The organism is Streptomyces shenzhenensis (genome assembly GCF_021462265.1).
In the GTDB taxonomy this organism is placed as follows: domain Bacteria; phylum Actinomycetota; class Actinomycetes; order Streptomycetales; family Streptomycetaceae; genus Streptomyces; species Streptomyces shenzhenensis.
In genome coordinates this window covers 17,148-30,225 of sequence record NZ_JAJONF010000070.1, presented here as the reverse complement: position 1 = coordinate 30,225, position 13,078 = coordinate 17,148, and the positions used below count along the sequence as shown (strand labels likewise).

The 13,078-nt window shown below is 69.3% G+C and carries 6 protein-coding genes; 3 read left to right on the top strand and 3 right to left on the bottom strand.

The annotated features are described in order from the left end of the window. Positions 1-317 precede the first annotated feature (317 nt). Genes LQ326_RS43930 through LQ326_RS43920 form a run of 3 tightly spaced genes read right to left on the bottom strand, consistent with a single transcriptional unit; the run spans position 318 to position 6,018 of the window. Positions 318-1,034: a hypothetical protein gene (locus tag LQ326_RS43930; protein WP_234544733.1), complete on the bottom strand. Its 717-nt coding sequence runs from the start codon at positions 1,032-1,034 to the stop codon at positions 318-320. Next, the gene (locus LQ326_RS43925) at positions 1,031-5,350 is read right to left on the bottom strand and encodes a protein kinase domain-containing protein (RefSeq protein ID WP_234544732.1); all 4,320 of its coding nucleotides are present in this window, start codon (positions 5,348-5,350) and stop codon (positions 1,031-1,033) included. The genes LQ326_RS43930 and LQ326_RS43925 overlap by 4 nt, the downstream gene beginning before the upstream one ends. 5 nt (positions 5,351-5,355) lie before the next feature. After that, positions 5,356-6,018 carry a DUF7019 family protein gene (locus tag LQ326_RS43920; RefSeq protein ID WP_234544731.1) on the bottom strand — a complete coding sequence of 221 codons (663 nt, stop codon included), beginning with the start codon at positions 6,016-6,018 and terminating at the stop codon, positions 5,356-5,358. An 806-nt stretch (positions 6,019-6,824) separates the two neighbouring features. Here LQ326_RS43920 and LQ326_RS43915 point away from each other — a divergent pair. The 3 genes from LQ326_RS43915 to LQ326_RS43905 are packed head-to-tail and all read left to right on the top strand — an operon-like array spanning position 6,825 to position 12,480. After that, on the top strand, positions 6,825-7,745 hold the full coding sequence (locus LQ326_RS43915) for a transposase (protein WP_234544730.1): 921 nt from the start codon (positions 6,825-6,827) through the stop codon (positions 7,743-7,745). A gap of 60 nt (positions 7,746-7,805) precedes the next feature. Continuing rightward, the gene (locus tag LQ326_RS43910; RefSeq protein ID WP_234544729.1) at positions 7,806-8,120 is read left to right on the top strand and encodes a trypco2 family protein; all 315 of its coding nucleotides are present in this window, start codon (positions 7,806-7,808) and stop codon (positions 8,118-8,120) included. Between the two features lies 1 nt (position 8,121). Beyond that, positions 8,122-12,480 (top strand): tetratricopeptide repeat protein, encoded by a 4,359-nt coding sequence (locus LQ326_RS43905; protein ID WP_234544728.1) that lies wholly within the window; start codon positions 8,122-8,124, stop codon positions 12,478-12,480. Positions 12,481-13,078: the final 598 nt, after the last annotated feature.

Below are 13,078 nucleotides of genomic sequence, written 5' to 3'. Positions count from 1 at the left end.
ACCGTCCTCTTCTGTGATCGCGCACGGGGCGCCGCTCGTCCGCGCTGCGGAATCGACACCGAGGTCGAGCGGCTCCGGGACATCTTCCGTGCGGACGGTCTCCGCCAGCTGCCCCAGGTCGCAATGGCTTTGGGACACCCGAGCTCCAGGCCCTGATCGACGCGGTCACCACCGGACACGGCATCGAACTCATACAAGCGGGGCGAGGGACCCGGAGACAGAGCAGACGAAGCGTCATTTCCAGCCGTAAGACAGAGGAGCCGACTCGTTGTGACGCTCGGTGCGGGTGCCGAAGGCCGGGAGGGTATTCCGCCGTGTCAGCGTGGCACCTCGACCTCGATGCCACCGAGACTGTAGTTCCAGCGCGGGTCGGACCGGGAGCCGCTCTTCCGGGCGCCCTTCAGGTTCTTCACAAAGGCCCTGCGCTGGGCCGGGGTCGCCGAGCGCCAACGCAGTTCGAGGACGGGGCGCACTGGAGGGATGATTTCGCGCATCCGTTGGTCGTACCTGGCGAGACTCGCCTCGTAGTCGAACGGCCGGTAGACCAGGTCGAGATCGATCGACGGTGCCGTGCCGCCCGCCTCGTGGTGACAGGAACCCAGCCAGTTGGCAAGGTAGTCCAGCCCGATCCGTATGTCGGAGGAGGCCTGGTCCTGCCACTTACCGAGGTAGGGCGCGTTCACCGCCTCCGCGGTCACCTCTTCCGGCATCACGATCAGACCGCGCACTGAGGTGCCCGACAGAGCGATGTGGATACGCGGCCAGTGTCCGCCGGCCTCGATCCGGAAGGAGGGGAAGTAGCCCGCCATGCCCATCCCCGTCCGCAGCTGGGCCCAGCCCATCGCGTCGGACGGAAGCCGCTCCGGAGAGTAGGGCCCGCTGGTGCGGTGCCCGAGGTCACCCTCCCGCATCATGAACACGGCCTCGAACACATCACCGCGCAAGGCCATGCTCACGGGGAAGTACGCCCCGACCTCCGCCATGAAGGCCTTGCCTGTGATCAGGGCGTCAATGCTGGGCCGGTCCGCAATCATCGCCGTCTTCTCCATCCCCTCCGTGTCGAGCTGGGCGGTACCGGCCCGGGCAGACTGTCCAGTTCGGCCTGGACGGCGAGGGTGTCCGTGTGGTGCTCGCCCAGACGCAGCCGCCGTTTCGCCAGGACTTCGCGCAGGGCCTCCGCCGCGTCACCGTGCCGTCCGCGTCGGCGGTGCACACGGGCCAGGCCCACCCGGACCACCAGGGTCTGGAGGTCGTCGGGGCCGAGGCGCCTCACGAGCTGTGGCAGCAGCATGTCGTACAGCCGCTCGGCCTCGTCCAGTTCGCCCTTGTCGGTGAGCAGGGACGCGAGTGCCGTGATCGCCTCCAGCGTGGCCGGATGGTCCGGCCCCAGACCCCGTTCGCGTTCCGCGGTCACCGCCCGGATCAGGGCGAGGGCTTCCGTCTGCCGGCGCAGATCGATCAGTACTGCGGCCCAGCCGAGCATCGCGCGCTGGGCGTCGACGTGCCCGGCGTCCCACAGGTGGGAACGCACGTCGACGACGAGCTGCCAGGTCCGCTCGGCCGCGACCGGATCGCCCTCGCTGTGCAGGAGGGGGGCGGCCTCGGCGAGCGTGACGAGGTCGTCCTGGAGCAGGCTGGCGAAGTGGTTGGCCCAGAAGGACTCGGACCGGTTGAGTTCTTCCTCCGGTCTCAGCAGCAGGGTGAGCGCCTCGGCCGTGCCCGGTGTCCTGTCGGGCTTCCGGCTCGCCAGGTCCTCGGCCACGGAGTGCATGTAGAGGCGGTAGCCCGTGTCGTTGCGCGAGGGGACCTTGTCCAGTTCGGCGGCGAGTTCCAGGGTGCGGGTGACAGCGTGCCGCTGCCGCTCGCCGATGCGGGCCATCGCTTCGATGAGCGCCGGGCGGGTGTCGTCACGGGACGGCAGCTCGACGGCGACCTCGGCCCGCAGTTCCTCGATTACGGGCTCAGCCTCCGCGCGCAGCACCCCGGTCGCCGAGCCGAAGTCGTACTCCCAGTCCAGGGCCCAGGTCAGCAGGCGGCCGCGTTCGTCGCCGGCCAGGAGCAGGGCGCCGTCGGGGGCGAGTGCGACGTCGGTGACTGCGGCCGAGAAGCCGGTGAAGGTCCGCAGTACCCGGCCGCTCATCAGGTCCCACAGGCGTGCCTGGCGGTCCTCGCTGCCTGACGTCGCGAGGAGGAAGTCCGGCGTGACGGCGAGGCTGCGCACGGCGGCGGTGTGTCCGGTGAGCACATGGACGCAGCGGGCGGTGGCGACGTCCCACAGCCGGACGGTGCCGTCGGTGGAGCAGGACAGCAGGTGCCGGCCGTCCGCGCCGGGCAGGACGTCGACTACGGCATCGGTGTGTCCGGTGAGCACCGCCTCGCACTGTCCGTCGGTGGTCCGCCAGACGCGTACGGTCGCGTCGGCGCCGCCGGTGACGACGTAGCGGCCGTCCTCGCTTAGCCGCGCGGCGCCGATCCACTCCTCGTGCCCGCCCAGCACCCACCGCAGTTCGCCTGTGCGCAGGTCCCAGATCTTCACGGTGACGTCCTGGCCGCGGGAGAGCCCGTAGCGGTGGTCGGCGCTGACGGCCACGTCCAGCACGGCTCCGGGGTGGGCCTCCCAGCGTCCGAGGGACCGGCCGCTGGGGATGTCCCAGGCGGCGACGACGCCGTCGGCGGTCCCGGAGAGGGCCACCTGGCCGTCCTCGCTGACCGCGACGTAGTACACGTGGTCGCGGGGGCTGGTGAACAGCTGGACCATGCGCCGGTCGCGGGGCTGCCAGGCGACGACCCGGCCGTCCTCGCCCCCGGACACCGCGAGCCGGCCGTCGGCGGTCATCGCCAGGGCGCCGAGGTGTCCGGTGTGCAGGCTGAGCGTGTGCAGCAGCTGCCCGGTCTCCACGTCGAAGACCCAGGCTTCGGAGTTCCCCGCCCGGGCGAGCGCGGTGGGGCTGCGCCCGCTGAGTTGCAGGGCCCAGGACCGGTCGTTGTCGGGGATGATCCGGCCCGCGGACCAGGCGTCGACGAGTGCGGTACGGCGGCCGAGGGCACCGAGTCGGCGCCACAGGCGTACGGGCTCGGTGTGGCGCCGGTGGCCGGGCAGTGCGCGGGCGGCGCGGATCAGTTCGGCCGCCTCCTCCAGGCGTCCGGCTGCGCCGTGCGTAACCGCCTGGTCCAGCAGTTCGGCTGCTCGGGCGGCAGCGGCGGTGACGTCCCTGGCCTGGTGGGGGCGGACGTAGCTCCAGGGGGCCGGTGGTCCGGCGGGCGGCAGGTGCCATGCGCGCACGGTCTTGCCCTCGGCGGTGAGGGCGCGGTGTCCGGTCGCGCTCAGCGCGACCTCCTTGGTGTCGGGTGTGGCGTCCAGGGAGAGGCGGCAGCGGCCCGTGGTGAGGTCCCACACCCGCGATGGCTCGGCGCGTCCGCCGCTGGAGAAGCCGACCGTGCCGTCCGAGTTCAGGGCTGTCCGGCCGTATTCGGTCTTGAGTACCCGTGAGGCATCACCGGAGCCGAGGTCGGCCAGTCGGACGTGGGCGCTTCCGCCGGTGACCGCGACGAGTCGGCCGTCGTCGGTGAACCGCACGCTCAGGCAGGCGTGGTCGAACCGGTGGACCAGTGCGCCCGTGAGGACGTCGTACACCGAGCTGGTCCGGCGTGTGTGGTCGACGATGCAGCACAGGGTGCCCCGGGCGCCCAGGAAGTCGACCCTGCTCTCGAACTGCCGGACCTCCACAGGCTCGCCGGTCTCCAGGTCCCAGGTGACGACCTCTCCCTCGTACCCGCTGGTGACCGCGTGCCGCTGATCCTGCGTCAGCGCTACCGCGAGCACCCAGCTGGGGTGGCCGGGGAGCTCAAACCCGGTGGCGGCGTCGAGATCGAGCACCAGCGCGCGCCGGGTGCCGCCGCCGACGACCAGGACGCGTCCGTCGTCGCGGACCGCGAGTGTCGAGGCGCGGTAGTTCTCCAACCGCAGTTCCTGGCGGCACTCCCCTGTGGCCAGGTCCCAGATCCGCAGCCCGCCGGAACCGTCCGCCGAGATTCCGGTCGTGCCGTCCGGGGTCAGGGCGAGGGCGGTGATCCAGTCGTCGTGTTCCCCGGGCAGCACGGACTGGGCCGGGGCGGGCGCGTCCTGCACTGAGGCAAGAGCGGCGGCGATCTGCGGGTCGTCGGGCATCCGTGCGGCCGCGTCCCGCAGCAGTTCGGCCGCGGCAGGCGCGTCGCCCCGCTCCCGGTGCACCAGCGCCAGCAGGTACGTGCCGTCGTCGGGGTCGCCGAACCGCACGGATTCCAGCTCGTCCACCAGTTCGGCGTCGGTGATCACACCCGTCCGCCAGCGGTGCAGTCCGCGGTTGTAGCGGGCGTGCGGGTGGTGGGGATCCGCCCGCAGGGCGCGGGCCCACAGCTCCTCGGCGCTGTCGCGGCGGCCGAGGTCGAGCATCGACAGCGCGTGGTTGGAGAGACTGTCGGCGAGCAGGGTGGCCGCGGACGGGGCACGGCGGGGATAGGAGCCGACCTCGCGCCGGTGCACCTCGACCAGCCGCTCGGCGAGTGGGCCGAGGCGGGAGGGGCGTGCGGCGGGGTCCTCCGCGAAGCACTCGCGCAGGACGTCCAGCATCTCGACCGGCACTCGCTGGATCGCGCCCGGCGTCCGGGACCGGGTGTAGCCCTCGAAGGCGTCGCCCGCAGTGGTCCCGTCCCGCACCGGCGGCCCGCCCAGGAGCATTTCGAACACGGTGACCGCCCAGGACCACACGTCCGTGGCCGGGGTGAGCCCGGACGGTGACCGTGCCTGCTCGGGCGAGCAGTACGCGGGATCCAGGCCGCCCCGGCTGACGAACGGCTCCGCGTCCCCGGCCGTGCGGGCCCGTGCCAGGCCGAAGTCGGTGACCTTGACCGTGCCGTCCCGCATCAGCATCACGTTGGCGGGCTTGACGTCCTGGTGCACGACTCCGTTCTCGTGCGCGTGGTCCAGGCCCCAGGCGGACTGGATCGCGACGTCCAGCAGCGTCGCGAGGGGATCGTCGCCGTACAGGGTCCGGTTACGGACGGCTTCCGCGAGGCTGCCGCCGTCGGCCCACTCGGCAAAGACCCTGGGCACGTCCTCCAGGGTGCGCACGTAGACGCAGTTGGCAATGTGTGGGTGCAGGCCCAGCCCCACCCACACCTCCGCTTCCCGCTCGAAGTCCCCGATTCCGTCCGGCGAGCGGACGACGGCCGGGCGCGGGGTCTTCACCGCCAGGTCGATGTCCCAACCGCGGTGGTGGACCCGGTGCACCAATCCGAGGCCCCCGGTGCGCACCACGTCCAGGACCTCGTACAGGTCCAGGATCACGTCGCCGCGGCGCCAGGTGACCATCGGCTTCAGTCCACCACGGCGACATACAGGGGTGTTCCGAGCAACACCGACCTGCCGGTGCCGTCCGGGCTCTCGCCGTGCAGCAGCCGCTTCGCCACGAACTCGACGGTCTGTGCCGGCCAGCGCAGTCGCGCAACGGCCCGCTCGACGCGGCCCAGCGCCGCGCGATCGACGTGGTCGAGGTCGCCGTCCACCGCGTCGGCGACGTACTCGTCCTCCAGGTCGGAGGTGATCCCGAGGCCGTCGAGCATGGAGGACATCATCGAGCGCCCCACGCCGTGCGCCTCGGCGTCCGGCACGTAGTCGTACACGTGCCGGTACGAGCCGCCCAGGGCGACGACGGTGTTCTCGCTGCGCCCGCCGAAGAACACCAGGGAGGACGCGGGGTCGTCGCGGAACGCGCCCCAGCGCATCCGCAGCGAGCCCCAGAAGTACTGGCCCGGTGCGTCCACCGTGCCGAGGTCACCGTGGTCGTGGAGGTACTGGACGACCGCCACGAGACGGGTGACCCGGTCGTTCGGCGGCCCCTCGGTGATGCGCTTCGCCGACAGCACGGAGAGGCTCACACCCACCTCCGTCTGACGCTTGGCCCCGAACCCGGGGTCGATCTGCGGCAACAGCATGTCGACTTTGCTGTCGGAGATGTACACGTAGTAGCTATGCGACACTGCCGGATCCTCCCAGGCCTCGACCTTCCCAGCCTATCGATCACGGCCCGTTGTGAGCCATGGGAGGCGCGGGCGAAGGGAGTTGAGCGGAGTGGCGACGGCCGCCAGTCGCCCAGGCGGTTGCAGTGCGGCGGGGCCTGATTCAAGACCGGAAGTGGGGGCATGCCCGGCACGGCAGAACCTGAGCAAACGAGGGGAACAGATCGCAGCCACCGTGGAGTCGAGTTGGCCACGCACTCCCTCGAGCAGGTCGTCGGCTACGGCGTCGATCATCTGTACGGCGGCTTGGACACGCTGCGCGTTGAAAAATCACGTGCCCACTCGACGCAGTCTAAGGTGGCTCGCGGTTCCGTTGTTGGCGAGCACGGGTGGAAGGGTGAATCTGGTGCGGGGGAGGACGCGCAGAACGTCGCGCCGTCAACTCCGCGATCTGCGACTCAAGTTCCTCCACCCGCACCCAAGTAGCCGTCTCCCGAGCCTCCAACTCCTCGAACAATGAGCTCATCAGAGTTGCCTCTTCCACCGCCACGGTAGAGACGGGAAGACGTGAACACACTCCGATCAGCGTTGCCTCGGCGCACGTTCCCTCCAGGGGAGCCGCACCCTTCTTAGCTTGACTCTGTCGGGGATCTTGGAATTTCCCGGTGCGGCAGCGTGATCAACGGGCATGCTCGGGGTTGTTCCGAAGGCCCCTGCGATTGTCGAGGTGCTCGTTGTCGATCCGTCCCCGTGCTGGTGAGCAAGTCCCGTCTCTGACTGCGCAGATCGCGCGGGCGAGCAACCCGGGCGGCACGACGGCGATATGGGTGCGTGACCGGCTCGACGGGCTGTGGTGCGACGAGGACTTCGCCGACTGGTACCCGCGCGACGGGCGTCCGGGTCTCTCGTCTGCTCAACTGGCCACCGTCTGTGTGCTGCAGTTCCTGCTCGGCTTGTCGGACCGGCAGGCTGCCGAGGCGGTCCGCTGCCGCATCGACTTCAAGTACGCCATGGCCCTGGCGCTGGACGATCCCGGCTTCCATCACAGTGTGCTGGCCGACTTCCGCGACCGTCTTGCTGAAGGCGACCGTGCTGACCGCCTCCTCGACCTGGCGCTGGCCCGCCTCAAGGAGGCCGGCCTGGTGCGCGAGCGCACTACGCAGCGCACCGACTCCACCCATGTCCTGGCCGCGGTGCGGGATCTGACCCGCCTGGAGCTGGTCACCGAGGCGGTCCGCGCGGCACTGGAAGAAGTCGCCGGTATCTCTCCTCACCTGCTGGACGGGCTGGTCGATGAGGACTGGGGCCGCGGCTACGGCCGCCCGGTCCGTCTGGGCAAGAACCCCACCAAGCCCAAGACCAGGATCCTCGCCACCGGAAACGACGCCGTCCGGCTCCTGGACCATCTCTACCAGCACGGGTCGGACCGAGAGTTTGGTCCCCGCGTCCAGGCCCTGCGCCAGATTATGGTGCAGAACTACCACCGCGACGCCGCAGGGCACCTGCGTTGGCGCACCGCTGAGACCGAAGACGGACCCGGGCTGCCGCCCACGTCCCGAGCGGTCGTCTCTCCCTACGACACCTCGGCCCGCTACGCACGGCACGGACACATCATCAGTTGGAAGGGGTTCTCCGCCCACTTGGCCGAGACCTGTGCTCCCGACAGCGTCAACGTGATCACGGACGTGGCCACCACCGCGATCCTGCTGGCCGGTCTCAGCGGCACCGTCATCGGTGCTCTGCGATAGTGGGGACCTGTCCTGATGCTGGCCACTGCTTCACGGCGGTGTCTCCGGTACGATCCGGTTATGTCTGACGGACTTCCTTTGAGTGAGGTATTGGCGAGCCTTCGCAAGGAACTCGCTGTGGCTCACGGTCAGCGCGATCCGCTCATGCCCTTACAGGTGAAGGAGATCGAGGTTGAGCTCACCGTCGAGGTGACCAAACAAGCCGCGGCCGACGGGGGTATCAGCTGGCTCGTGGTAGCCAAAGGAAGTAAGAATTCCGCGTCAACGCACTCGCATAAATTGACGCTCACTCTGGACCCCGGTTTCGTCGATTCCCAAGCGAACCGAGGCGAGCTTCTGGTCACGCCCTCGGTGCTGATCCAGGACGACGACTGAAATGGCCGAGAACCCGGCCGCCCGAGTGGCCAAAATCAGATTCGACGCGGCCGGCGGCCGAGTGTTCCTCGGCAGCGGGTTCCTGCTCGCCCGCGGCCTCGTCCTGACCGCCCGGCACGTCGTAACGAAGGCGTCCGAGTACGCCGGCGGCCACGTTCCCGCGGAGCAGTTCACGGTCAAGCTGGAGGGATCCGCGCCGCTGGCGGCGGTCACGGAGATCGTTCCGCTGGAGGCCGACGGTCTCGACGCCGCGCTGCTCGTAGTCCCGGACCTGGACGAGCCCAGGGGCACCGCCGCCCTCGGAGGCACCCACCACGGCGTCCAGGCGCTGGAGAACTGCCGGATCATCGGGTACCCGGTCGCGGGCATCGAATCCGGCTCCACGTCGCCCAAGCCGATCGTCGTGCGGGTGAACCTCGCTCCCGTGGTCGGCGACGACGACACGACGATCGCGATCCAGGTCATCGACCCGAAGCCGCGGGCCGACGAGAACTGGGGCGGGATATCGGGGGCGGGCGTGATCGGCCCGGGCGGGCATCTGCTGGGCATCGTGACCAGCGTCCCCACCCAGTGGGACGGCCGCCTGCGCGGTGTCTCGATCGCCGCGGTCCAGTCGGCGGCCCGGCAGCGCGCGGTGAGCGCGCTCGAACCGCTGCAGAGCCTTCCCCTCGTCGATCTGTCGGCGCGGCCGTCGGTCTTCGGCACCGAGAGCTGGTCCGGTAACCCGCCGCGACTGCCCGACGCGAGCCTCTTCGCCTTCGTCAACTACCGGTACCGCCAGGTCGAGTTCGTCAACGACGGCCCAAGCGGCGCGGTGCTTGACAGCATCGTCGACTGGGCGAACGAGCTGCCACCGAGACCGGATATCAGGATCGCACGACTGACCGGCCCGGCCGGGGTGGGCAAGTCCAGGATCGCCGCCGAGGCCTGCCGGAGGCTCACCCAGGACCCGTGGACAAGGTGGCAGGCGGGATTCGCCGACTACGACCAACTCTCCGGCACGCACAGTTTCACCACGCCGCACTTCATCGTCTTCGACTATGCCGAGCACCAGCACGAACTGCTGGGCACGTTCATCGACAACCTCTACAAGCAGGCGATCGATGCCGGCCACCTCGGTGCCTCGATCCGGCTCCTCGTCATCACCCGCAGCGAGGAGGCCTGGCCGGGAGAGCTCCGTACCCGCACTGCCGATCTCTCCTCGCTGCTCACCAGCTCCTTCGACCTGACCACCCAGGCGTTCGATGAGCAGGATGTCCGCGAACGGCATGCCGAGGCCGCCTATCGCTCCTTCAGCAAGGCCGTCGGCGGACCGGACGTGCCGCGGGAACTGCCGGCCGAAGAGGTCCGGCGGATCGCCGAGTACGACCGGCCGCTGCTGGTCCACGTCGCCGCCCTGCTGGCGGCCTCCGGCCGGGCGGTGCCCATCTCCGCCGCCGACGACTCGGCGCGTCTGCTCCTCGACACGCTCATCGACGTCGAGGTCGACCGTCTGGCCAGGTCGAGCACGGCGCATACGGACGGCGCGAGCGCGCTGGCGGATCGCGGCCGGGCGAAGCAGGCGCTCTGCGTCATGACTCTCACGACTCCGACCGTGCAGGATCTTGTGGAACTGCTCGAATCGACGCCCGCTTTCGAGGGCGAGCCGGAGCGGACCCGCGAGAGCGTCGCCAAGGCACTGCACCGGCGCTACCCGGCCGCAGCCGTCGCGGACGGAGCCCCAGGCTCCCCAGGCGCCCTGCTCGCGCCGATCGAACCGGATCTGATCGCCTCTCACCTGCTCGCGACCACGGAGGGCCGAGCCGCGCTCGTCGAGCGGCTCGTCGTTTCAGGCGCGGTAGCGACGCACCCGGCGTATCTCGCGCGCCTGCTGAACACCCTCGCACTCGCCGCGGACGACTACCCCGAGATCAGTGACGATCTCAGAACCCACCTGGGGCAGTCCCTCGCTCAACTCGTCGGCAGCGCCGACGCCTCGCAATCGCTCTCGGAACTGCTCCAGGCGCACCTGCGGCGCCTGGTGGACGTCGCCGTGGAACTCGCCAAGGGGCAGGACCTGAGGGCGGCACGGCAGCTGACCACCGCGCTCGGCCTGCCCTACCTGACCGGGGTGGAGGTCATTAACGAGGCCGCGTACCACGCCCACTACACCGTGCCGTACCCGCACCATGCGCTCGCCGGGCTCGGGGCCGCGCTCGCGGCTCGGGGTGTGGTGTACCGCGCCGCCTCGGGTAAACCCGAAGACGTGTATTCCGTTTACCTGAACTACGGTGCCCGCCTGCGCGATCTCGGCGAGGCAACCAGGGCCCTGGACGCCGTCAGGCGCGGAATCGGCTACATCGAGGACGCGGTGGCATCCGGCCGGCGAGACCAGCTGGAATCATTGGCGGCCGCGCTGCACACTCTGGCCGCCACTCTCGCGGACGCCGGCGAATACGAAGAAGCCCTGCTCACGTCCGAACGCGCGGTGGACTACCTGACGGAGCTCACCGCCGAAAACCGTGGGAAGCACCTCCACTTCCTGTCACTTGCGCGGGGCCATTACAGCGGTGAGTTGCGCAGGGCGGAGCGCGATGCCGACGCTCTCAGAGTGTCTCGCCAGGCCTTCCAGGGCTACGAGGAACTGGCTCACTGGGGCTACAACTCGTACAAGGCTCATCTGCCGTACATGACCCAGATCACGGCAATGCTCGCCGACGCCCTCACCGACAACGATGAGCCGAGCGAGTCCCTCATGCTGCACCAGTACAGCGCTTTTCTCGCCGAGGAACTCGTGGACCAGGACAGGGCCGCCTTCCTTCCCGAACTGGCGAACCGGACCGACGGAGTCGCCGTGAGCTACCACGTCCTCGGCAGAATGGACGACGCGGTCGCCGCGAACTCCCGGACCGTCGCGGTCTACGAGGAACTCGTCGAAGACGGCGAGGAGCGGTATCTCCCCTCTCTCCTGAAGGCGTACGAGACGGCGGTCAGGTTTCGCGGCGCGGCGGGACAGGATCTCGAAACGGCCCTGCGGATCTGCAACGAAGGGCGTGCCATCGCCGAGGAACTGGAGAAGACCCGCCCGGAGTTCGTAGGAGATATCGGCTTCAGGCTGCGGATGACGGACACCGATCTCGGCCTCAAGTTCACCCAGGTGCTCAATCAGACGATCGAGATCCTGATCGAGCAGGCCCAGGGTCGCCTGCACAGGGAACCTGACTGGCGGACAGCGCCGTCGATCATGCTCGACGGAACCTCCGTAGATCCGGCGACGCTCGCCGGACTGGAGGAACTCAAGGACAGCCTGGAGCCGGGCGACAAGATCCGCGTCTATACCGACAACCGCCTGCTTCTACCGCGTCTCGAAGAAGTCGTGCAGTACATCCGCTCGGAGCCGGCAATCGGGATGCTCGCGAATCCGTCGGACGAGGGACTCGCAGCCTGTCTCCGGGCCCTGCCCAGCGTGGCGAAAGCCCTCCAGGCCGACGTCGTCGACGGCGCGGGCCGGGAGCGGCTCGACGATTTCCTCGTGGTCCACGAACGCCTCTCGCGCCTGGATCCGGACGACCGGGCACACTGGGGACACTTCAAGCCGGCGGTGGGTGCCCTCGGCATGCTCAGTGGGTCGGCCGTGAAGCTCGGGGCGGAGTCCGAGATCTTCCGTGCCATCGTTCCCGGAATTCTCCGCTACACGTATCTGGCCGGTGACCATCTGGCCGGGCTCACCGCCGGATGGTTCGTCACGAGCGTGTGGGACGGCTCCCTGGACCCCGACCATCCGGACTTCATCGCGCTGAACGATCGGTTCGCCGGAAACGTGTTCGCCTCCGGTGATCACGGGCGGGCCCGGGCCCTCTGGGAGGACGTGGTCGACCGGCGCGAACGGGTGCTCGGGCCGGATCATCAGCGCACCATCGTCGCCGTCGGCAACCTCGCCGCCTGCCTGGTCACGTTCGGCAAAGACGAATTCGATCAGGCGGAGGTTCTCTACGAGTCGGCCATCGAACGGGGCGATCGAGTCCTGGGGCCAGATCATCCCGACGTACTGCGGCTGCGGGGCAACCAGGCCGGACTGCTGTACAGACGCGGGCGATACGACGAGACGCTGCTGCAGCAGCAGGACCTGTTGCGCAGATACAGGAACATCCTCGGCGCCGATCACCAGGACACACTCAGCGTCGCGGGCGACCTGGCCCTCACCTTGCGGGCGCTCGGGCGATACGCACACGCGGAGGTCCTGGCAGAGGACACCCTGGAGCGGGCCCAGCGGATATTCGGGGTGAGCGATCCGCGAACGCGGCGATACGAGGAGCGCCTCGAACAGATCAATGAACCACTCGAAGTCGACGAGGACCCGGACGCGGAAGACGAGGACTGAGCGGCTGCATCCGGACCGGCGACCCGCTGGGAACTCCGTCGGCGTGCATCCGGCCGGGGCGCGGAGTTCCCGGTCGAGGTGAGCGGGTGCGTGGTGCGCCGGAAGCGCAGGACGCGGGCCATCGCCTTCGGCGAGAGGCCGATCTGCTCGTTGAACCGCTTGTTCAGGTAGCTCCGGCTGACGTCGAGTTCGCGGGCTGGGTTGTTGATCCGCAATCGGCCGTGCGTGTGCTCGAGGCGTTGCCAGGCGCGGGCGATCGCGGCGTCCGGCCGGTGCGGGTCGGGTGAGAACCGGAAGAGCCAGCCAGGCCCTTCCAGAAGCGGCGCAGCGAAGTACGAACGGCGTCCCTATAGTGCTCCGGTCGTGTCTGCTGGGAGGCGCCAACCGACATCCCTGCACAGATGAGTCCTCCGAAGGCTCTGGTTGCGACGCCAGTGCGGCACTGCCGGGGCGCGCACGAGACACCGTGAGGACGTGCGCAGAACTCCAAGAGGGACACCGGGATCAGCCGGCGTCGGCGTCTTATCGGTGTCCCCGTCGAGTCTCGTTCGTGTACTTTCGTGTACTGATGAGTCACCTCGGCGCGCTTCCTTGGCAA